This is a genomic window from Sphingomonas vulcanisoli, from assembly GCF_011761305.1.
Lineage (GTDB): Bacteria > Pseudomonadota > Alphaproteobacteria > Sphingomonadales > Sphingomonadaceae > Sphingomonas_I > Sphingomonas_I vulcanisoli.
This window is the reverse complement of sequence record NZ_JAAOZC010000003.1, coordinates 133670-154940: the sequence shown is the minus strand read 5'-3', so window position 1 is coordinate 154940 and position 21271 is coordinate 133670. Positions and strand designations below refer to the sequence as shown.

Annotated in this window: 21 protein-coding genes and 1 tRNA gene; 9 read left to right on the top strand and 13 right to left on the bottom strand. The window is 65.6% G+C overall.

Annotation, left to right across the window (positions count from 1 at the left end):
- Nucleotides 1–12: 12 nt before the first annotated feature.
- The 3 genes from purL (at nt 13) to FHS31_RS07355 (ending at nt 4349) form a co-directional block, all read left to right on the top strand.
- Nucleotides 13–2226, top strand: a complete 2214-nt coding sequence (gene purL / locus FHS31_RS07365) for a phosphoribosylformylglycinamidine synthase subunit PurL (protein WP_167072725.1) — start codon at nt 13–15, stop codon at nt 2224–2226.
- A gap of 121 nt (nt 2227–2347) precedes the next feature.
- On the top strand, nt 2348–3259 hold the full coding sequence (locus FHS31_RS07360; protein ID WP_167072724.1) for a DMT family transporter: 912 nt from the start codon (nt 2348–2350) through the stop codon (nt 3257–3259).
- A gap of 268 nt (nt 3260–3527) precedes the next feature.
- A complete protein-coding gene (locus FHS31_RS07355) occupies nt 3528–4349 on the top strand; it encodes a retropepsin-like aspartic protease family protein (protein WP_167072723.1) in 822 nt (273 codons plus the stop codon).
- Here the strand turns inward: FHS31_RS07355 and recN are convergent.
- Nucleotides 4300–5961 (bottom strand): DNA repair protein RecN, encoded by a 1662-nt coding sequence (gene recN, locus FHS31_RS07350; protein ID WP_167072722.1) that lies wholly within the window; start codon nt 5959–5961, stop codon nt 4300–4302. The genes FHS31_RS07355 and recN overlap by 50 nt on opposite strands.
- A gap of 93 nt (nt 5962–6054) precedes the next feature.
- On the opposite strand from recN, the gene FHS31_RS07345 reads away from it, so the two are divergent.
- Nucleotides 6055–6399 (top strand): arsenate reductase, encoded by a 345-nt coding sequence (locus FHS31_RS07345; protein ID WP_167072721.1) that lies wholly within the window; start codon nt 6055–6057, stop codon nt 6397–6399.
- A gap of 125 nt (nt 6400–6524) precedes the next feature.
- Here the strand turns inward: FHS31_RS07345 and FHS31_RS07340 are convergent, their stop codons facing one another.
- The 4 genes from FHS31_RS07340 to yajC all read right to left on the bottom strand — a co-directional run bounded on the left by FHS31_RS07340 (nt 6525) and on the right by yajC (nt 10451).
- The gene (locus FHS31_RS07340; protein WP_167072720.1) at nt 6525–7334 is read right to left on the bottom strand and encodes an outer membrane protein assembly factor BamD; all 810 of its coding nucleotides are present in this window, start codon (nt 7332–7334) and stop codon (nt 6525–6527) included.
- Nucleotides 7335–7380: 46 nt separating this feature from the next.
- Nucleotides 7381–8343, bottom strand: coding sequence for a protein translocase subunit SecF (secF, locus tag FHS31_RS07335; protein ID WP_167072719.1), 963 nt, complete (start codon nt 8341–8343; stop codon nt 7381–7383).
- 151 nt (nt 8344–8494) lie between these two features.
- The gene (secD, locus tag FHS31_RS07330; protein WP_167072718.1) at nt 8495–10087 is read right to left on the bottom strand and encodes a protein translocase subunit SecD; all 1593 of its coding nucleotides are present in this window, start codon (nt 10085–10087) and stop codon (nt 8495–8497) included.
- Nucleotides 10088–10106: 19 nt separating this feature from the next.
- Nucleotides 10107–10451 carry a preprotein translocase subunit YajC gene (gene yajC / locus FHS31_RS07325; protein WP_167072986.1) on the bottom strand — a complete coding sequence of 115 codons (345 nt, stop codon included), beginning with the start codon at nt 10449–10451 and terminating at the stop codon, nt 10107–10109.
- Between the two features lie 352 nt (nt 10452–10803).
- Between yajC and FHS31_RS07320 the strand changes: the two genes are divergently transcribed.
- The 3 genes from FHS31_RS07320 (at nt 10804) to FHS31_RS07310 (ending at nt 13161) form a co-directional block, all read left to right on the top strand.
- Nucleotides 10804–10880: transfer RNA gene (locus FHS31_RS07320), tRNA-Pro, on the top strand.
- Between the two features lie 134 nt (nt 10881–11014).
- Nucleotides 11015–12730, top strand: a complete 1716-nt coding sequence (locus tag FHS31_RS07315) for an aspartyl protease family protein (RefSeq protein ID WP_167072717.1) — start codon at nt 11015–11017, stop codon at nt 12728–12730.
- Nucleotides 12727–13161, top strand: coding sequence for a cupin domain-containing protein (locus tag FHS31_RS07310; RefSeq protein WP_167072716.1), 435 nt, complete (start codon nt 12727–12729; stop codon nt 13159–13161). Before FHS31_RS07315 ends, FHS31_RS07310 begins: the two co-directional genes overlap by 4 nt.
- Here the strand turns inward: FHS31_RS07310 and FHS31_RS07305 are convergent.
- From FHS31_RS07305 to FHS31_RS07290, 4 genes are read right to left on the bottom strand one after another with little or no spacing between them, the layout of a single operon-like run.
- Nucleotides 13088–13531, bottom strand: coding sequence for a winged helix-turn-helix domain-containing protein (locus FHS31_RS07305; RefSeq protein ID WP_167072715.1), 444 nt, complete (start codon nt 13529–13531; stop codon nt 13088–13090). The genes FHS31_RS07310 and FHS31_RS07305 overlap by 74 nt on opposite strands.
- Nucleotides 13532–13573: 42 nt before the next feature.
- The gene (locus FHS31_RS07300; RefSeq protein ID WP_167072714.1) at nt 13574–14470 is read right to left on the bottom strand and encodes a transposase; all 897 of its coding nucleotides are present in this window, start codon (nt 14468–14470) and stop codon (nt 13574–13576) included.
- A complete protein-coding gene (locus tag FHS31_RS07295; protein WP_167072713.1) occupies nt 14467–15333 on the bottom strand; it encodes a HEAT repeat domain-containing protein in 867 nt (288 codons plus the stop codon). Before FHS31_RS07295 ends, FHS31_RS07300 begins: the two co-directional genes overlap by 4 nt.
- A 4-nt stretch (nt 15334–15337) precedes the next feature.
- Nucleotides 15338–15490, bottom strand: a complete 153-nt coding sequence (locus FHS31_RS07290) for a hypothetical protein (protein ID WP_167072712.1) — start codon at nt 15488–15490, stop codon at nt 15338–15340.
- A 117-nt stretch (nt 15491–15607) separates the two neighbouring features.
- On the opposite strand from FHS31_RS07290, the gene FHS31_RS07285 reads away from it, so the two are divergent.
- Together FHS31_RS07285 and FHS31_RS07280 are read left to right on the top strand one after the other, a co-directional pair.
- Nucleotides 15608–16051 carry a PaaI family thioesterase gene (locus tag FHS31_RS07285; protein ID WP_425057205.1) on the top strand — a complete coding sequence of 148 codons (444 nt, stop codon included), beginning with the start codon at nt 15608–15610 and terminating at the stop codon, nt 16049–16051.
- Nucleotides 16048–16452: a PaaI family thioesterase gene (locus FHS31_RS07280; protein WP_167072710.1), complete on the top strand. Its 405-nt coding sequence runs from the start codon at nt 16048–16050 to the stop codon at nt 16450–16452. Before FHS31_RS07285 ends, FHS31_RS07280 begins: the two co-directional genes overlap by 4 nt.
- Nucleotides 16453–16587: 135 nt before the next feature.
- Here FHS31_RS07280 and FHS31_RS07275 read toward each other — a convergent pair whose 3' ends face one another.
- From FHS31_RS07275 to hpnI, 4 genes are read right to left on the bottom strand one after another with little or no spacing between them, the layout of a single operon-like run.
- Nucleotides 16588–17481 carry a ferritin-like domain-containing protein gene (locus FHS31_RS07275; protein ID WP_243843334.1) on the bottom strand — a complete coding sequence of 298 codons (894 nt, stop codon included), beginning with the start codon at nt 17479–17481 and terminating at the stop codon, nt 16588–16590.
- Nucleotides 17478–18551, bottom strand: coding sequence for a hopanoid biosynthesis-associated protein HpnK (hpnK, locus tag FHS31_RS07270; RefSeq protein WP_341786311.1), 1074 nt, complete (start codon nt 18549–18551; stop codon nt 17478–17480). The genes FHS31_RS07275 and hpnK overlap by 4 nt, the downstream gene beginning before the upstream one ends.
- Complete coding sequence (hpnJ, locus tag FHS31_RS07265; RefSeq protein WP_167072709.1) at nt 18548–19996, bottom strand: hopanoid biosynthesis associated radical SAM protein HpnJ; 1449 nt, start codon at nt 19994–19996, stop codon at nt 18548–18550. Before hpnJ ends, hpnK begins: the two co-directional genes overlap by 4 nt.
- A gap of 9 nt (nt 19997–20005) precedes the next feature.
- Nucleotides 20006–21232 carry a bacteriohopanetetrol glucosamine biosynthesis glycosyltransferase HpnI gene (gene hpnI, locus FHS31_RS07260; protein ID WP_167072708.1) on the bottom strand — a complete coding sequence of 409 codons (1227 nt, stop codon included), beginning with the start codon at nt 21230–21232 and terminating at the stop codon, nt 20006–20008.
- Nucleotides 21233–21271 lie beyond the last annotated feature (39 nt).

The following is a 21271-nucleotide window of genomic DNA, read 5'->3' as shown; positions in this document are numbered from 1 at the left end:
ATCGGCCTGCGCATGTCCGAAATCACGCCCCAAATCGTCGCCGATCATGGCCTCTCCACGGACGAATATGAGCGGGTGCTGGGGGCGCTGGGGCGCGAACCCAATCTGGTCGAACTCGGCATCTTCTCGGTGATGTGGAGCGAGCATTGCTCGTACAAATCCTCACGGCTTCATCTCGCCAAGCTGCCCACCACCGGACCGCAAGTGATCTGCGGCCCCGGCGAGAATGCAGGCGTGATCGATATCGGTGACGGTCAGGCGGCGATCTTCAAGATGGAGAGCCACAACCACCCGAGCTACATCGAGCCCTATCAGGGCGCGGCGACCGGCGTCGGCGGCATCCTGCGCGATGTGTTCACGATGGGTGCCCGCCCGATCGCCAACATGAATGCGCTGCGCTTCGGATCGCCTGATCACCCCAGGATGAAGCACCTCATCGCGGGCGTGGTCCACGGCATCGGCGGCTATGGCAATTGCGTCGGCGTGCCGACGGTGGGCGGCGAGGTCAATTTCCACCCCGCCTATGACGGCAACATCCTCGTCAACGCGATGACCGTCGGCGTCGCCGAGACCGCCAAGATCTTTTATTCGGCCGCCTCGGGCGTCGGCAATTCCATCGTCTATGTCGGCAGCAAGACCGGGCGCGACGGCATCCACGGCGCAACCATGGCCTCGGCCGATTTCGGTGAGGATGCCGATGCCAAGCGCCCGACCGTGCAGGTCGGCGATCCTTTCACCGAAAAATTGCTGATCGAGGCGTGCCTGGAATTGATGGCGTCCGACGCGATCGTCGCGATCCAGGACATGGGCGCGGCGGGCCTTACCTCCTCCAGCGTTGAGATGGCGAGCAAGGGCGGCGTCGGCATCCGGCTCGATATGGATGCGGTGCCCCAGCGCGAAGAGGGCATGACGCCCTATGAGATGATGCTCTCCGAAAGCCAGGAGCGGATGCTCATGGTCTTGAAGCCCGGTCGCGAGGATTTCGCCGAAGCGATCTTCAAAAAGTGGGAGCTGGATTTCGCGGTGATCGGCACGGTGACCGACACCGGCCGCATGGAGCTGGTCTGGAAGGGCAAGACGGTGTGCGATCTTCCCCTTGGCCCGCTCGCCGACGAAGCGCCGAAGTACGATCGGCCGTGGGTGAAGACGGTGCCCCCTGCCGAACTGACCGATGTGCCCGAAAGCACGGATCCTGCCGCCGATCTGCTCACGTTGATGGGTTCGCCCGATATCGCCAGCCGCCGCTGGATCTGGGAGCAATATGACCACATGGTCGGCGCGGACACCGTCCAGCGGCCCGGCGGCGATGCCGCGGTGGTGCGCGTCCACGGCACCGACAAGGGGCTGGCGATCAGCACCGATTGCACGCCGCGCTATTGCTATGCGGACCCGTTCGAGGGCGGCAAACAGGCGATCGCCGAATGCTGGCGCAACATCACCGCGGTCGGCGCCACGCCGCTCGCCACCACCGATTGCATGAACTTCGCCAATCCCCAGCGGCCCGAGATCATGGGGCAGTTCGTCGGCTGTATCGAGGGCATGGCCGAAGCCTGCACCGCGCTCGATTTCCCGATCGTGAGCGGCAACGTCAGCCTCTATAACGAGAGCAAAGCGACCGGGGGCGGCTCGGCGATCCTGCCCACCCCCGCGATCGGCGGCGTAGGCCTGCTCGCCGATTGGCGCAAGAATGCGACGATCGCTTTCAAGGGCATCGGCGACACCGTGCTGGCGATCGGCGAGCGCGGCGGCCATCTCGGCCAGTCGCTGTGGCTGCGCGAGCTGCACGGCATCGAGGGCCGCGACGCCGGCCCGCCGCCGCCGGTCGATCTGCGCGCCGAGCGCCGCACCGGCGATTTCATCCGCGATCAGATCGCCAAGGGCGCGATCACCGCCTGCCATGACGTCTCGGACGGCGGGCTCGCCGTCACCCTCGCCGAAATGGCGCTGGCCGGCGATATCGGCGTGCTGGTCAACGAGGTGCAGCCGTTCGGCGTCGCGGGTTCGCTGTTCGGCGAGGATCAGGGGCTGTACGTGGTCACCGTCTGCGACACCTGCCTCGCCGATTTCATGATCGCCGCCCACGCCGCCGACGTCCCCGCCGATCCCCTCGGCCGCACCATCGCGCGCCGCGTGATCTTCGAGCTGGCAGAAGGCGATTGGAGCGTGACGATCGATGCGCTGCGGGAGGCGCACGAGGGCTTCTTCCCGAAATTGATGGGAAAATGATCCTCCCCTTCAAGGGGAGGTGGCATCGCGTAGCGATAACGGAGGGGTATCACCCTCTCGACAGCGGGACACCCCTCCACCAGCCTGCGGCTGGTCCCCCTCTCCTTGCAGGGGAGGCGCTTTGAGCGCCACCTCCAAGCCCCTCGCTTTCGCCGCGCTCACCCTCGCCGGCGTCTGCTGGGGCCTCGGCTTCCCGCTCGGCAAGCTCGCGCTGCGCGAGATCAGCGCATCGCACCTCGTGCTGCTCCGCTTCGCCGTCGCCGGTATCGTCGCCCTGCCCTTCGCGCTGACCGCCGAAGCGCGGGCGCTGTTCAGATCGCCTGCAATGTGGCTCTCCGGTGCCAGTTATGGTCTGGGCTTCATCGTCCAGTTCGAAGGCCTCGCGCATGTCACGGTGACGCTCGCCGCGCTGCTGATCGGCCTGCTGCCCGCGCTAGTGGCGATCGCCGCGCGGGTGATGGGCGAACGCATCAGCCGCACCTCGTGGATCGGGGTGGCGGGCGCGACAATCGGCGCCGCACTGATCGCCGGCAAGCCGGGCGGATCGGGCACGCCGCTCGGCATCGCGCTCTCCCTGGGCTCGCTGCTGATCTTCCTCGTCTGGCTGTTCGCGGTGAAGCGCGTTCCCGCGACCAGATCACCGATGGCGGTGCCCTCGGTCGCGCTGCTGATGTCGACCCTGTTCGTCGCCCCAATCTCCTTCGCGCTGCATGGCCCGCCTCCACTCGCGCTCTCCACGACAAGCTGGATCGGCATCGTCGGCAGCGGCCTGCTCTCCACCCTGCTCGCCACCGCCGCCTGGAGCTTCGGTGCGGCGCATGTCGACAGTGCGAGCGCGGGCGTCTTCATCAATCTCGAGCCATTAATGGGCGCGGTCATCGGCGTGGCGCTGTTCGGCGATCCGCTCGGTTTCGGCCTGCTGGCGGGCGGCGTGCTGATCCTGATCGGCAGCATCACCGTCGTGCTGGGCGAGCGCACCACGCCGGAAGTGGCGAACCTCGCCGCCGCCGGGCATGGGCTGGGGACGGAATGACCCGCCTGCCTGCATGCCATGCACTATGACAACCAATCGGCAGCCGTTCAGATTTCAATAATCGGTCGATAACAATCGATTGTTACCCGCAGAATAGACGATTTATTACTTAAGTCCGAAGATATTTACATTAATTAACATTCTCCCCATAAATGGAGAAGCCTCCAAGTCGGAACAATCCGCAATAAAGCTACGTTGAGCATTTAACCCCCCAAGGCTTGGCAGGCACTGGCGGATTTCGAAATTCCAGATTTGTTGGAGCCCGAAAATGCCAAGTAGTGTTGCTTTGACGGTGTTCAAATTCGCGCTCGTCGCAAGTATTTTGCCCATCGCGAACGAGATACGCACCGTATGGTCACAGCCTTCACAGTCGGCACAGTCGTCGAGCGAACAGATCGAGCGAACCGATTCGCCTTCCATCGTCGACGTTGAGGATAAGCAGCGCCAAATCCCGGTGAGCGCCGATGGTCTCTATCATGTCGACGCCAAGCTGAATGGCCGGAACGTGAGCCTCGTCGTCGATAGCGGTGCCAATACGACGATCCTGACGCAGGCCGATGCCCGCCGCGTGGGCCTCAAGCCCAAGAAGATGCACTTCCGGCGCAGGATCGTGACCGCCAATGGCGAAGCCTCGCTCGCTACCGTTGCAATTCCCAAAATGGAGGTTGCAGGAAAGAATTTGAAAGACGTACCGGTCTCCGTGATCGGTAAGGAAGGCGGTGCTTCGTTGCTCGGCCAGGATGTGATCGCGCGCCTCGACGGCGTTTCGATCAATGATGGCGTGATGACTATCGCGGGTGGAACTGGCGCGGGTGGAACTCGCGCGGGCGGAACTGGCGCGAGTGGAGCTGGCACCAGCGAAAAGGATACGGGCGAAAAAGGCGCGGACGGGAAGAGCGCAGGCGGAGAAGCCGCGGGCGAGAAGGGTGCGGAAGCGAGCGAAAAGATCGCGATCGAAATAGCCCCGGACAGCAAGGGAACGGACAGCAAGGGACCGGACGGACACGGAACGGACGGAAAAAACGCGGCCGAAAAGGGCGCTACATCGCACCCAGCAGCTTCCCCGCCTGCGCCCTCGCTTCATCGGTGACTTCGGCGCCTGAGAGCATCCGGGCGATCTCCTCCCGGCGCTCCCCGACGTCCAGCGCATGCACGCCCGTGCGCGCGACCAGCCCGTCCGAGCGTTTCTGGATGAGCATATGGCCATCGGCGCGCGCAGCGACCTGCGGGCTGTGTGTGATCACCAGCAGCTGGGTGCGCCCCGCCAGCCGCGCCAGCCTTTCGCCGATCGCGCTCGCCACCGCGCCGCCGACTCCGCGATCGACCTCGTCGAAGATCATCGTCCCCGCCCCGCCTTCCTCGGCCAGCGCCACCTTGAGCGCGAGGATGAAGCGCGACAGTTCACCGCCGCTGGCGATCTTGACCAAAGGCGCGAACGGCGCGCCCGGATTGGTGCTGATTTCGAATTCGACCCGATCCAGCCCCGCCGGTCCCCATTGCGCCTCGGGCAAGGGCTCGATCGTGGTGCGGAAGCGCGCGGCATCCAGCTTGAGCGGCGCGAGTTCGCCCGCCACCGCCGCATCCAGCCGCGCCGCCGCTGCCTTGCGAGCGGCGCTCGCCGCCTCGGCCGCCGCCCAATAGGCCTCGCGCGCCAGCTTCACCTCGCGGCTCAGCGCCGCCAGCCCCTCGCCGCCCGCCTCGATCCGCTGCAGCCGGCCCGAGAGCTCCTCGGTCAGCGCCGCCAGCGCATCGGGCTCGACGCGATGCTTGCGCGCCAGCCCGCGCAGCTCGAATAGCCGCGCCTCCATCGCCTCCAGCTTGCCCTCGTCATAGGCAAAGGCCTCATCGGCGCGGCTAAGCTTGTCCTCGGCCTCGTCCGCCTCAAGCAGCGCGCGATCCAGCGCCGCCAGTGCCTCGGCCAACAAAGCATGCTCTCCGCTCAGCCGATCGAGCCGCCGCGCCGCCTGCCGCAGCCCCGCCAGCGCGCCCTCCGATCCATCAAGATGCGCGCGCACCGCCGCCAGCTCTTCGGCGAGCCGCGCGCCCTTCTGCATCGCCGATCGCGCCTCGGCGAGCTCCGCTTCCTCGCCCGGCTCGGCAGCGAACTTGGTCAGTTCGGCGACGGAATGCTCCAGCCACTCGCGATCCCGCTCCGCCGCCTCGACATCGGCTTCAGCCATCGCCAGCGCCTCTTGCGCCGTCCGCCATTGGGCGTGGGCATCGGCCACCGCCTTGCCGTCCAGCCGCGCGAAAATGTCGAGCAAAGCGCGATGCCCGCGCGGATTGAGCAGACCGCGATCATCGTGCTGACCATGAATTTCGACCAACGTCCCGCCCAACGCGCGCAACAGGGCGGCGGAGACCGCGACATCGTTGACGAAGGCGCGGCTACCGCCATCGGCCTTCACCGTGCGGCGGATCAGCAAAGGCTCGCCCGGCTCGGGCGCCATCTCATTCTCGGCGAGCAGCGCGAAAGCGGCATGATCGGCGGGGAGATCGAAGCTAGCCGAAACGCTCGCCTGCGCCGCGCCATTCCGCACCAGCCCGGCATCGGCGCGCACGCCCAGCGCCAGCCCCAGACTATCGAGCAGGATCGACTTGCCCGCCCCCGTCTCGCCCGTCAGCGCGGCGAGACCAGGCCCGAATTCCAGGTCGAGCGCCTCGATCAAAACCACGTCCCGGATCGAAAGGCTCGCGAGCATGACGCCTATCTAGGGCAGGCGAACAAAAACGGAAAGCGGGCTTGCTGCCGGCAGAAGAGCGCGGCAAGCGGTCGGCTTTCGATGGAGGATCAGATGGCCGTCACGCTCTACGGCATTCCCAATTGCGACACGGTCAAGAAGGCGCGGACGTGGCTGACGGAGCGCGGCGTCGAATACGCTTTCCACGATTACAAGAAAGCGGGTGCCGATCCGGCGCGCATTGCAGGATGGGTGGCGCAAGCGGGGGTCGATCGCGTGCTCAACAAGGCGGGGACGACCTTCCGCAAGCTGCCGGACGGCGCCAAGGCCGATCTCACCCAAGAGAAGGCTGTCATGCTGATGGCCGAGCATCCCTCCACGATCAAACGGCCTATCGTCGAGTATGATGGCGGGCTGCTGGTGGGGTTCAAACCGGAGGAATGGGCGGCGGTTTTGTAGGTTTAAGCCCCCCCTTCAGGAGAGGGGTTTGGGGGGTGGGGCGAGCAAAGCTAGCTCTGCCCTCAGACATCAGAGGGACTCCCCCACCCCAGCCCCTCCCCTAAAGGGGAGGGGCTGGGGTGGGATCAGCTCTTGAAGATCTGCGCCTTGGCGCCTTCCTTCTTTTCGATCAGCTCATAGGCGTGCTTGTACCAGTCGGTGCCCGGATAATTGGCGCCGAGCACCGCGGCGGACCGCTTCGCCTCATCCAGCACGCCCATTTCCAGATAGCTTTCGGTCAGCCGCATCAGCGCCTCGGGCACGTGCGTGCTGGTCTGGAAACTGTCGATGACGTGGCGGAAGCGGATCACCGAGGCCAGCCATAGCGCGCGCTTCTGATAGAAGCGCCCAATCACCATCTCCTTGCCGGCGAGGTGATCGTTGATGAGATCCTCCTTCAGCCGCGCATCGGACGAATAGCGCGTATCGGGATAGCGGCGGATCAGTTCGCCCATCGCGTCGAGCGCCTGCTGCGTTACCTTCTGATCGCGGTCGACGTCGCCGATCTGCTCGTAATAATCGATCGCGATCAGATAATAAGCATAAGCCGCATCGCGGTTGCCGGGGTGGATCGAGATGAAGCGCTGCGCCGCGGTCACCGATTCGGCATATTCGTGCGCCATATAGTGAGCGAAGGCGCTCATCAGTTCGGCGCGGCGCGCCCAGATCGAATAGGGATGCTGGCGCTCGACCTCATCGAACAGCGCCGCCGATTCCTTGTAGCGGTGCTGATCAAGCCGATCCTTGGCGGCATTGTAGAGCGTATCGACATCGCGCGCGACGTAGCGATTGCTGTCCTTGCCGATCTTGTTCTTGGCGCAGCCCGCGAGCGCGAGGCCGCCGAACAGGATGAGGAGGAGGGCGCGGAGCCAGGGCGAGCGGAACGTGAAACGCATCTGAGGGCCTTAGCGAACGGTTAGCGGAGCGGGAAGGCCCATGCGATCAGCGGATTCGCTCGGCGCCGGCCGGCGGACCGCTGCGCGCGGGCCGGGTATCGGGCACCTTGGGGCTGAGGCCGAGCGTGATCAGCAGCGAACTCGATACGTAGATCGAGCTGTACGTGCCGACGATCACGCCGAGCAGCATCGACGCCGAGAAACCGCGCAACACCGGGCCGCCGAAGAACAGCAGCGACGAGAGTGCGAGCAGCACGGTCAGCGATGTCATCACGGTGCGCGGCAGCGTCTCGTTGACCGAAAGATCGATCAGCGCGCGCATGTCCATGCTGCGATATTTGCGCATATTCTCGCGGATGCGATCGTCGATCACGATCTTGTCGTTGATCGAATAGCCGATGATCGTGAGGACGGCGGCGACGATGTTGAGATCGAAGGTCAGTTGCGTCACCGCGAAAAAGCCCAGCGTCATCAGCACATCATGCGCGATCGCAACGAAGGTGGAGACGCCGAACTGCCATTCGTACCGCAGCCAGCTGAACACCGCGATGCCCAGCACCGCGAGAAACACCGCAAGCAGGCCGTTGCGGATCAGCTCGCCCGAAACCTTGCCCGAAACGGTATCGGCCTTGTTGAACTGCACGCCAGGGAATTTGGCGGCGACGGTGCTTTCGACGGTCTTCACCAGCTGGTTGGTCGCGCCCTCGTCGGTCGTTTTGGGCACGGGCAGGCGGATCGAAATCGTGTGGGGATCGCCGAACTGCTGCAGCGACGCCTCGCCGACATGCAGCGCCTCGATATCGGCGCGCAGCTGATCGACACTCGGTGGCTGCTGGAAATGCGTCTCGATCGCGACGCCGCCGACGAAATCCACCCCGAAGTTGAGGCCCCGCACCGCGACCAGCGCAACCGCGGCGATGGTCAAGAGCATCGTCAGCCCAAACGCCCAATAGCGCAGGCGGACGAAGCCGATGTTGGTGTTGTCGGGAACGATTTTCAGCAGGCGCATGATGACGTCCTTAGCCCTCTCCCCTTCAGGGGAGAGGGTTGGGAGAGGGGGAGTCGGGAAAAATAGAGCGCAGCGTTACCACGCACCCGTAGCCCCCTCTCCCCGACCCTCTCCCCGCCGGCGGGGAGAGGGAGATTGGCGCAACGCGCCATCATATATGCATCTCCGTCGGGCGGTTCTTGCGAATCCACAGCGCGGTCAGCATCCGCGTGAAGAGCACCGCGGTGAACACGCTGGTGCAGATGCCGATCAGCAGCACCACCGCGAAGCCCTTGACCGGACCCGAGCCCAGCACAAGCATGATCAGGCCGGAGATCGCGTGGACGGTATTCGCCTCGAAGATCGTTCGGCTGGCTTCCTTATAGCCGAGCTCCACCGCCTGGACGACGCCCCGCCCGCGCCGCCGCTCTTCGCGGATGCGCTCGTTGATCAGCACGTTGGCATCCACCGCGGTGCCGATCGTCAGCACGAAGCCGGCGATGCCGGGCAGCGTCAGCGTCGCGTTGAGGATCGCCATCACCGCCAGGATCACGAAGATGTTCAGCACCACGGCGAGATCGGCGTAGAAGCCGAACCGCCCGTAGGTGACGAGCATGAACACGATCACCGCGACGCTGGCGATCACGCTGGCCAGCACGCCGGCATGGATCGAATCGGCGCCGAGCTGCGCCAGCACGGTGCGCTCTTCGACCACCTTCAGGTTCACCGGCAGCTTGCCCGATCGCAGCGAAATGGCGAGCGCGTTGGCGCTGTCGCTGGTGAAATTGCCATTGATGATCGCGTTGCCGCCGAGGATCGGCTCATTGATGTTGGGCGCGGACAGGACAATATTGTCCAGGATCATTGCAAACGGCTTGCCGGTATTTTCCTGCGTCACCCGCGCGAACTTGCGCCCGCCGGAGGCATTGAATTTGATCGCGACCGCCGGGCGCTGATCCTGGTCCTTGGTCAGGCTCGCATCGATCAGATCGTCGCCCGAGATCAGCACGCGGCGCTGGACGGCGATGAACTTGCCCGGGCTGTCGGGATAAGGGAGCGTCTGCGATCCGGGCGCGGACTTGCCCTGCGCGACGAGGTTCACGTCGGCGCTCTGATCGACCAGCTTGAATTCCAGCTTGGCGGTCTTGCCGATCAGTGCCTTGAGCGCGGCCGGATCCTGGAGGCCCGGCACCTCGACGAGGATGCGCGTTGCGCCCTCGCGGATGATCGTCGGCTCCTTGGTGCCCATTTCATCGATGCGCTTGCGGACGACCTCGGTGGCGGTCTGCATCGCGCGATCGGCGCTGTCGGCGAGGCCCGCCTGGGTCGGCGTCATCACGATCCGCGTGCCATCGACGACGCGCACGTCCCAATCGCGCTGCCCGGTGACGCCCACCGCGCTGGTCTGCTTGCGCGCCGCCTCGACCGCGGCATCCAGCTGCGTGACGTCACGCACCATGAAGCTCAGCGCGCCATTGTCGGTCGAGATATCGCCGATGCTGATCGCGGGATCGTTGCGGCGCATCTCGGTGCGGATCGTATCCTCCATCTTCTGGAGGTTCTGCTTGGCGAGATCGGCGGTGTCCGCCTCCAGCAGCAGGTGGCTGCCGCCGGAGAGATCGAGGCCCAGGTTGATGCGCGGCATCCGGCCCAGGCCGATGCTGTTCGCGGTGCTTTCGGGCATCAGGCTCGGGATCGCCAGCACCACGCCGAGCGCGAGCACGAGCAGGATCGACCAGACCTTCCAGCGCGGGAAATCGAGCATTGTGGTTACCGGCCCGCGATCAATCGTTGGCGGGCTTGGCGCCCTTGGGGCGAACCTCGGCGAGCATCGATTTCACGACGCGGTGGCGATGGCCGGGGGCGAATTCCACCTCCACCTCATCCCCGTTCACCGATATCACCTTGCCGATATGGCCGCCGCCGGTGATGACCTCATCGCCCTTCTTGGTCGCCTCGATCGCCAGCTTCTGCTCCTTCATCCGCTTCTGCTGCGGGCGGATCATCAGGATATAAAAGATGCCGAAGATCAGGATCAGCGGCAGCGCCTGCACGAACAGCGCGGCGATCCCCCCGCCCTGAGCGGAAGCGGCGCCGGTGGATTGGGCATAAGCGGGCGAGGCGAACATAAGCGTCACAAAATCCTGAAAGAGCCAGGCGCAAGGCGCACCAGCCGAGAAGGCGGAGCGCCTATCACGGGGCCGCTTCGGTCGCAACGCTGGCTTTTGCCCCTCTCCCTCTTTCGCGGGAGAGGGAGGGGCCCGCAAAACGAGCGAAGCGAGATTTGCGGGAAGGTGAGGGTCTGCCTTCTTGGCCGACCTCTGCCAAAGAAGAAGACCCTCACCAGCGAACAGGTACGAGGTGCCCCGGCACCTCGTAGGTCATGCCGGGAGCATGACCGACCTGTTCACTCCTCTCCCGTGAAGAACGGGAGAGGGCTAGACGTCGCCGCCCGAACTCCCTAGAGCGCGCCGCCTGGATCGGGGCGTAGCGCAGCCTGGTAGCGCATCAGACTGGGGGTCTGGGGGTCGCAGGTTCGAATCCTGTCGCCCCGACCAGAATTTCTTCGAGAAGCTGGAAAAAGTGCGGCCATCGCGAGCGGCGCCGCCATGCGTCCGGCTCCCTTGATGTCCGCGGTGCGGCTTGGCACCATTCTCCTCAAAGGAGATTCGCCTTGCGGAAGCTTTTGGGAATGGCCGCGCTTATTCTGGCCGCGCCAGCGTCAGCGGCTTCGCAGTGTCAGCTCGTCAAATATCTGGAGCTACCGGTGCAGATGACCGGCGCGCGCCCGATCGTCACCACCAAGATCGGTGGCAAGGACGCGCGCTTCATCCTGGATAGCGGCGCCTTCTTTTCGACGATGTCGCGCGCGTCGGCCGCAGAATATCAGTTGGTGACCGTCGCGGCCCCGGCGCGCCTGCATCTGCGCGGCATCAACGGCGAAACAAGCGCGGATATGACCACAGTCCGCGAATTCGAGCTGGGTGGCGTCAAAATTCCACAGGTGCAATTCATCGTCGGCGGCACCGATACCGGCCAGGTCGGGCTGTTGGGCCAAAATTTCCTCAGCATGTTCGATGTCGAATATGATTTCCCCCATGGCATGTTGCGGCTGTTCAGGGCCAAGAATTGCCCGGATGCCGCCGCCGCATATTGGGCTGGGCAAAGGCCTGTAACCGTGCTGCCCCTGATCCCGGTTCCCTATCACACGGTCGCCACGGTCACGCTGAACGGCGTCAAGCTGAAGGCCGGCTTTGATAGCGGCGCGCCGCTGGCCGGTCTGACGCTTTCCGGCGCCAAACATGCCGGCCTGACGCCGCAAAGCCCCGGTGTGACGGAAGCGGGCTATACCGGGGGAATCGGCTCCAAGACGCTCAAGCAATGGGTCGGCACGTTCGACAAGATCGACATCGGCGGCGAAGCCATTCCCCATCCGCGCATCCATTTCGCCGATATGGAGCTCGGTGACTTCGACATGCTGATCGGCTTCGATTTCTTCCTCACCCACCGCATCCTTGTCGAAAACAACGCCGGACGGATGCTCGTGACCTATGAGGGCGGGCCGATGTTCGGCCTGAAACCGACGGGTGTGCGCGATGCCGGCGGCGCGGAGATCGCGCTCGACAAGCCCGATGCCGCGCCCACCGATGCCGAGGGCTTCGCACGCCGCGGCGGCGTCTCTGCCTCGGGCGGCAAGCTGGAGGCGGCGATCGCCGATTTTGATCAGGCGGTGGCGCTGGCGCCGGGCAATGCCCGCTATCTGAAAATGCGCGCCGCCGCGCGAATGGCCAACCGCCAGCCCCTGCTCGCGCTCGCCGATTATGAGAAAGTGATCGCGATCGATCCCGCCGATCCCGATCCGCACGTCGCTCGCGCCAATCTCCGGCTGGTCTTCAACGATCCGAAGGGCGCCGCCGAAGATATCGCCATCGCCGACAAGACGCTGCCGCCCTCGTCCGAAGGCAGGCTGATGCTGGGTGGGCTGTTCGATACGGTGGAGCAATATCCGCAGGCGATCGCCAATTTCGATCAGTGGCTCAAATTCCATCCCGAAGACGAACGCAGGCCCGTCGCGCTCAACGGCCGCTGCTGGGCGCGCGCGCTGCTGAACCAGGAGCTCGACAAGGCGCTCACCGATTGCAACGCCGCCATCCGCGCGCGACCCAATGCGGGCGCCTATCTCGACAGCCGCGCGCTGGTCCGCCTCCGGCGCGGCGAGCTGGCGCTGGCCAAGGCCGATTATGACGCCGCGCTGGCGCTGACGCCGCGCAATGCCCTGGCGCTCTACGCGCGTGGGCTGGTGCGCGGGAAGCTGGGCGACGCGGCGGGTGCCGAGACCGACCGCGCGGCGGCGCTGGCGATCCAGCCGGCGGTAGCAGCGCGCGCGAAACGGCTGGGGCTGGAGTGACCAGCTCCGAAATCGATCTCCGGGATACGACACTCGAAGCGGCGACGGTCCGCACCGCGCTTGATCTCCAACCGCATCCCGAGGGCGGCAGTTACCGCGAACTTTGGCGCGACACGCCGGCCCACGGTGGGCGCGGTGCCGTGAGCAGCATCCACTTCCTGCTCGGCGAAGGCGAGCGGTCGCACTGGCACCGCGTCGATGCCGCCGAAATCTGGCTATGGCAGGCTGATGCGCCGTTGCGCTTACAGATCGATCGCAATGACGTAACGCTCGGCCCTGGTCCCGGCGAGGCACTGCAGAGCATTGTCCCCGCACACGCATGGCAGGCGGCCCAATCGCTCGGCGCCTGGACCTTGGTCAGCTGCATCGTCGCTCCGGCGTTCGATTTTGCCGGTTTCGAACTGGCACCGCCGGACTGGTCTCCGCCGTGATGGCATAGCCGCCTTCGCCATAGACGATCGTCAGCGCCGCCCCCAGCTTGGCGCGCAACCGCGAAATATGAACCGCGACCAGATTGGTCCCCGGATCGAAGCCATAGCCCCAGATCCGCGCGATCAGCGCGGGCTTGTCGAGCGGCTCCGGTGCATCGATCAGGCAGCCGAGCAGCGCCAGCTCGATCCGCGTCAAGCGGACGCGCCGCCCCGCCACCAGCGCCACGCCCGCCGCGCGATCGATCTGCACCGGCGGCGCGATCACCACCCTCAGATCACCGCCCGCGATGACCTCATGGCCCAGCGCGCCAAGCGCATGGGCGATAGCCGCCCGCTGATCCCTATCTCCGCCTTCGACGCACAGCTGCACCAGACCTTCGTGCCACCATCGCCGCCAAGCAACGCATTAAGATCAGGCCATTTCGGAGGTTTTAAACAGCATCCGCGCCAGCCCGGAAATCTGCGCACTGGCATCGTCCGCCGCACGCTCCAGCGCCGCACAGCGTGCACGGTCGTCGGGAGCGGCATCGGCCAGCGCCCGGAAAGCGCCGAAACGGATGCGGTCGCACGGATGATGCGCGCTGAAATGATCGAGCAGTTTCCGCCCCTCCTCCCCGCCCAGCGGCGCGAGGAAGCCCAGCAGCGGCTCGATCGGGCTGCGCGCCAATTGCTCGGCGATCCGTCCGCGGTCGACATCGAAGCGATATTGATCGAGGAACGCACGCCCCGCCGTGCCCTGAACGATGTTGAGTGAGACCGAGAGGCTCTCCGGCGGAAGCTGGCTGTGGATATCGCGGTGGGCGCGATACAGCGCTACCTTGCCCTCGCTCAGCTGTGTGCGCTCAATAAAGCGCAGCGATACGGGCTCGCCGGGCACGCCGACGAAATCGCCGTCCGGCTCGAAATAATCGCTCCAATAGCCCGGCCCGAAATGGCCGACGGTGAGGAAGCTGAAATTGTGATCGTGGGGGATGCCGTAGAAGAAGCGCTCCGCCCCGCTCGCCCGGACCAGCGCATCCCCCGCCTCGGGCCACAGGTTGGCGCGAACGAACCAGCCCGGCCCGCGATGCAGCAACACGACCTGCGGACCATAGCCATTGTCGCGCTCCTGCGCGCCGGCGCGATCCTTGAGCGCCTCGATCAGCAGATCGCCCAGGAAGCCGCGATCGGCGGAAAGCCCCGCGAGCAGGGGCGCTGCCTCGACATAAGCCGCCTCGTCATCGCCATCGAAGTCCCGCGCCTCCATCGCGGCGAGGAAAGCGCCGAGCGCCATCGGCTCCGGCGCGCCGGGATCGATCGCCAGCGTCATGCCGCGAGCAACGCCAGCGTCCGGCGCGCCGCCGCGCGGACATCGGCATGCGGATCGGCCAACGCCATCCTGTCGAGCAGAGGCCGCGCCTGATCGGGCGCCATCGCGGTCAGTTCGCGCGCGATATGCCAGCGCAGGTGCGGCGGGCCTGCTCCGGCGGCCGCGCGCAGCGCGGGCGCGGCGTCGTGGCGCTCCATCCGACAGAGCAGGCTCGCGATCAGCTGCATCCGCATCGCCGCGCTATCGGTAGCCGTTCGAGCGACCAGCGCGCCGCTCGCCACGTCATAGGTCGCCAGCGGCACGCCGCTCTCGCGCGTCGTCGCCTGCACCAGGATCGCGGGTTTGGAGCCGGGCGCGATTGACCAGGCCTCGCTGACGCCATCGATCAGGAGAAGCTCGCCCGCCCCGATCCGCCGCTCGCCGGCGAAGCGACAACGCCCGTCGTCCAACCCCCACAAACGTACTGTCGGCGCGCATCCTAGGAAACGCACCAGCAAGGCCTGCCCGGAAAAGCCAATCGTCCCTGCCGTCTCACGTGGGCTGGGCAGACGCAGCAGGCTAATCGCCAATCGCGGATTCGCGAACAGCCGCACGCCTTCCCTTGGCGCCTGGCCGATCGGCTGCAGCGGCGGTTCGAACAGTGGATCGGCCCGCGACGCGGCGATCAGGCGCGCGAAGCTGCGGTCAAGCCAGCCCAAATCTTCCAGCACGGGCCGGACGGCTACGATGGCATCGCCGCCGCCCTTCAGCGCAGCCCGCAGCGCGGCGATCGCCGGCTCAGCTTCGAGCGCGCGAGCGAAGTCCTCGCCCAACACCCGTCGCCGCCGACGCCCCTCCGGGCAGGCGATCGCCGCCGCCAGCATGCGGTCAGCCGCCGCCGTAAACGAGCAACGCCAGCAGCACGCCGGTTTCGGCGCAGGGCTGCCCGCCGCCCGCATCGTCCAGACCGCCCGCCATGCCCACCGCGTCGGGCAATTCGGGCAGGTCCTCCAACCGTATTTTCGCGTCTTCGGATCGCATTGCGTTTCTCCCCGTTAGTGCGGTTCGAAAGCTAAGCGGCGATCGCGCTGGAGCGGCTGTTACGTTTTCGTAATGTCAGGCTTGTAGGCCGGGGGGAGCCTTCATATGGATCAAGCCGTGGCCAGTTCCCTGCCTTCGGATATCGCGCAATTGGTCGCATCTCGCTCTGGTCATACCGTGGCGCTGGGTATCCGTTATGCGGCGCACGGCGCCGATTGGGCGGAGCTGACGCTGGATTATGATCGGCGGCTGATCTCTGATCTTTCCACCGGCATCCTCGCCTCCGGCCCGATCGTATCGCTGATGGATACGGTGTGCGGCACCGCCGTCTGGTTGAAGCGCGGCGAGTTTCTGCAGCATGCCACGCTCGATCTGCGGATCGATTATCTCCGGCCCGCGCAGCCCGGTCACCGCGTCACCGGCCGCGGCGAATGCTATCGGCTGACGCGGCGCATCGCCTTTACGCGCGGCATGGCGCACGATGGCGATCCGCACGATCCGATCGCGCACGTCACCGCCACTTTCATGCTGAGCGCCGAAGGCTTCGGTGCCGCGTCATGACCAAGGTCGCGCTGCTGCCCTACGCCGATTTCCTCGGCATTCGCATCGTCGAAGCCGACGGCGACGCGCCGTTGCTGGCGATGCCCTGGTCCGAAGGGTTGGGTGGCGCGCCGGAGCGCATCCATGGGGGTGCGCTCGCCGGGCTGCTGGAGATTGCCGCCATCGCCGCGATCGATGCCACGCTCGACGATCCGGCGCAGGCGCGCGAACGCTTCAAGCCGATCAGCGTCACGGTCGATTATATGCGCCCCGGCCTGATGGTGGAGACCTATGCGCGCGGCGAGGTCGTCCGCATCGGTACGCGCATCGCCAATGTCGCGGTGGAAGCCTGGCAAGACGATCCCGAACGCCCGATCGCCACCGCGCGGATGAACGTCGCCATCGGGGCGCCGGGCGCCTGACCGACCCTCCCCGGCACGGGGAGGTGGCAGGCCGCAGGCCTGACGGAGGGGGCTCCCCGTTAAGCGCAGCGCCGGTTGATAGCCCCCTCCACCATCCTTCGGATGGTCCCCCTCCCCGCCTCGGGGAGGATCAAATCAGGCCGGCTTCCGAAGCACCTTCAGCACCAGCCGCATCACCCCCGGCACGAACCTGGGCCGCAGCAGCCTTGGATCATAAGGCGCCAGCCGCCGGTCATTCTCCGCAATGCAGATCGCCGCCAGCTCGGGGAAGCTCACCTCCACGCCCAGCTCCTTGGAGCCGTTGAGCGTGAAATTATTCTCCTGCGCCTTGGTGTTGTTCCCCATGCCCTTGGCCATATCGATCCGCTCCCAGATAAGGAACAGCCACACCGCCAGCACTTTGGCTTCGAACCAGGGGCGCCGCCACAGCGGCATGTTGCGCCGCCACCAGCTCACCCAGTTGACGAAGAACAGGATATGCCGCCCCTCCTCGCGCATCACCGGCTCGAACGTGTCGATCAGCTCAGGCGGAAAGAAGCCGGTATCCTTGGCGATCTTGAACAGTCCGAAGCCGAAGAAGCTATCGATGCACTCCGAATAGCCCGAGCGCATGAACGCCCATTCGGCATCCTTGGGCTTGGGATAGTCGGGTTCGTCCTCCAGCTGGATGCCGTAGGCGCGGACCATATCGGCGAGGACGATCTTGTGGCGGCTCTCTTCGAACGCATCCATCTCCACCGCGCTCTTGAGCAGAGGATCCTTCACCGTTTCGCCGAAAGTCTTCACAAACAGGCCGGTGCGGCCCTCGGTCTGCACCGCCATGTCCCAGATCGGCAGCGAGACGATCTTGGCCTGCACCTCCGGCGTCAGCTTGGGCCAGTCGATCAGCGCCGGTTTGTAGGGGTCATGCGTGTCGAGCAGGGTACGGCACATCAGCGCGAGATGTTCGCGGCTGCCGCGCTTGATCGGCTGATCGTGCGGGGGCGCAAGCGGCGCGGACGGCACCATGCTGCGATCGAAATAAGTCATGCCGTCTCCTTCCTCGCAAAATCCGCGAACGTGCCGAGCGTGATGCCGCGTGCCGCGATTTCGGTCCCGATCGCGGGATCGGTCAAGGCTGCGAGCTCATCGGCATACAGATAGCCGGGCGCCGAGCCGGGATAGTCGCCGGTCGCCGGATGCACATAGATTTCGCTCAAGCCTTCGGGCAAATTTCCGATCAGCCCCGCCAGCCGATAGCGGGTCAAGGCGCCGCTCCAAGCGATGCCGAACACCTGATCGGGCACCAGCACCCAAGAATCGCGAAAGCGCTCCGCCACCGATCGCGCATAATAAGCCGACAGGCGGCCGACCGAACTCGCCTTGGTCGGCTCGACCGCGTTGAGCACGGCCAGCGGCTCGATCGGCGCGCGCGCGGCGTTCAGCCCGAAATGCGCGCCGATCTCCAGGATCAGGCCCGCGATCGTCGGGTGCAGGTGGAAATGCTTGTGCGCGTTGACATGATCGAGCGCGAGGCCGGTGGCGGCAAACCTCTCGAACTGCGCCTCGATCTCGTCATACAGTTGCGCACGGACCAGCGGGCGGAAGAAAATCTCTGTGCCCAGCCAGGCCATATCGGTGCGGAAATGGCCATCCGCGTCGACCAGATCGGGGATCAGATCGGGCGGTAATACCGGCCGCCCCTCTACCAGCACGATATGCAGGCCGACGCCCAGGCCGGGCATCACCTTGGCGCGCGCCACCGCATCGGCGGCGGCCTCCCCCGCCACCATTAGGCTCGCGGCAGTGAGAATGCCCTCCCGGTGCGCCCGCTCCACCGCTTCGTTGACCGCGACCGAAGCGCCGAAATCGTCCGCGGTGACGATCAGCCTCCTGCCCGATTGCCAGCGCGGCTTTGGCGGGCGCGGCGGGCTGGGGAGCTTGGCTTCCTTGGCCGGCTTTGGTTTCTTGGGCTTGGGCGCCTTCTTGGGCTTCGGCTCGACAAGTTTCTTGAGCGCGGGCGGAAGGGGGAAGCGCGGCGGCTTCTCATCCTCCCGCCACCAGGCGCCACCATGTTTGCTAGCCCCCCCGCGCGGATCGCGGGGAGGTTTGTCGCTCACGCGGGCGCCTGCTTGCGGTTCTTGAGGAAGCTGAAGAATTCGACGCCTTCGCGCAGGCGGCGCTTCATCATGTCCCAATCGCGCACCATCTCCCAGACGATCGAGCCGATCTTGCTCGGGCGGAAGTAGAAGCGTTTGTAGAATTCCTCGACCTTGTCGAAGATCACGCTCGCCGGCAGGTGCGGATAGCTGAGCTGCGCGATCTGCGTGCCGCCGTCGGTGAGCAGATGATCGCTGCCGTCGAACCAGCCGTTGTCCATCGCCTGCTTGTAGAGGAACGTGCCCGGATAGGGCGCGGCGAGGCTCACCTGCAGCGTGTGCGGATTGACCTCCTTGGCGAAGGCCAATGTCTCCTCGATCGTATCCAGCGTCTCGCCGGGAAGGCCGAGGATGAAGGTGCCGTGGACGACGATGCCGAGATCGTGGCAATCGCGCGCGAACCGCTTCGCCACATCGACCAGCAGGCCCTTCTTGATATTGTGCAGGATCTTCTGGTTGCCGCTCTCATAGCCGACGAGCAGCAGGCGCAGGCCATTGGCCTTGAGTATCTCCAGCGTCTTCCTCGGCACATTGGCCTTGGCGTTGCAGCTCCACGAAACCTTGAAGCCGGGCTTGCCGAAGCCGAGCTCGCCAAGCGCGCGCGCCAGATCCTCGACGCGATCGTGGACGTCGGTCAGCGTATCGTCGTCGAAGAAGATCTCCTTCACCTCAGGCATCTCGCGGAGGATATATTGCACCTCCTCGATCACCTTGGGGATGGAGCGGAAGCGGTAATTGTGCCCGCCGATCGTCTGCGGCCACAGGCAGAAGGTGCAGCGGCTCTTGCAGCCCCGCCCCGTGTAAAAGCTGACATAGGGGTGGCGCAGATAGCCGCCGAAATATTTCTCGATCGTCAGGTCGCGCTTGTAGACGGGCGAGACCATGGGCAGCGAGTCCATATCCTCGATCATCGCGCGCGGCTTGTTGGCAACGAGGCTGCCGTCAGGCGCGCGATACGTAATGCCATCGACCTCGCTGAGCGGCTTGCCCTCGGCGATCTCGAGGATCGTGAAATCATATTCCTCGCGCGCCACGAAATCGATGTCGGCACTGGCGGCAAGGCTCTTTTCGGGCTCGACCGCAACCTTGGCGCCGACGAAGCCGACCAGCGCATCCGGGTTGCGCTCCTTGATCAGCCGGGCGGTACGGATGTCCTGCCCGAAGCTGGGCGTCGAGGTGTGGAGGACGATCAGCTCCTTGCCGTCCACCTCATGCGCGATATCGTCCCACATCTGATCGTGCGCGGGCGCATCGATCAGCCGCGATCCTTCCACCATCGCGGCAGGCTGGGCGAGCCAGGTGGGATACCAGAAGCTGCGGACCTCGCGCTTCATCTGATAGCGCGCGCCGGCACCGCCATCGTAGCCGTCGAACGAGGGGGCCTGCAGGAAAAGGGAACGCAGCATAGTCGTCGATCACTCCGCCAGCCCCGCAGGGCCTTCATAGGATTGGGCCGTGACGCGGCCTTTGCCTGCCATTACTAGCTGTTGCCCCCGCCAATCAACCGATCGCACGACAAACGCCCGCAGGTATAGCGCCAGCGCGAGGATATCGCGGGGAAACAGCATCCAGGCTGAACAAGTGGGTGCTCCCGCCCAGCGATCAATGATGCGCTTGAGCAACAGCCGCGCGCCGAATGCCAGCGCGGTGAGTGTGAGGCCGAGGCGCGGCATCAGCGGAATCAAGGCGAGGGCGAAGGGCAGCGGATAGGTGAAGACCATGCCGGCATTGCCGATCGGATCGACAATGCGCAGCGTCTTCTGCCAGCGCAGTTCGTGCCGCCACAGCGCACCGAGGCCGGCTTCGGGAAATTCGTGGACCAACAGCATCGGCGGCAACACGACATCAAGGCCCAGAGCGCGGACCTTCGCGCCGATCGCATAATCGTCGGCCAGCGTATCGGCGACGCCCTCGAAGCCGCCGATCGCCGCCAGCGTGGCGCGGCGGAGCGCGATGGTCGATCCCATGCACGGCTTAGCGAGCCCCAGCGATAGACCCATCACCACCGCGGGCAGGAAGTGGTAGCTCGCCCCCGCCGCCGACAGCCGCGACCAGCGGCCCGCCACACCCTCACCCCGATAGACACAGGTCACGGCGCCCACCTGCGGCGCGGCCAGCGCGCCCGCCAGCATGGCGAGATAGTCGCGCGGCACCCGCATATCGTCATCGCTGATCACGATCAGATCGTGCCGCGCGACGGGCAGCATGTTGATAAGGTTGGAGACCTTGGCATTGGCGCCGTGCGAGGTGGGATCGACGACCTCGCTAATCTCGTCATCCCCGCGCAGGCGGGGATCCATAATCGGACCTTCAAGTGGAGAAGCGGCCCCCGTCCCGAGTGGGCTCCCGCCTGCGCGGGAATGACGGAATTGGTGGAGCACCTCCCGCGCCGGATCGTCCGCGCGCTGCACGCCCGTTACCATCTGGATCGGCGCATCCCAATCCTGGTCGAAAAACCCCGCGAGATTGTCCGCCAGCCCCGGCTCGGCGCCATGCAGCGGCTTGAGCAGGCTCACAGGCTCGGCCGGTCCCACCACTGACTTCCGCCCGGCAAAGCGCGCCACGGCCACCGCGCTATACAGCGTCGTCACCATCCCGCCGATCGCGAGCATGCACAACAGCCAGGCCAGGATCGTCGCCATCCGATGCGATTGAACCACCTCCCCGTTCGTGTCGAGCGT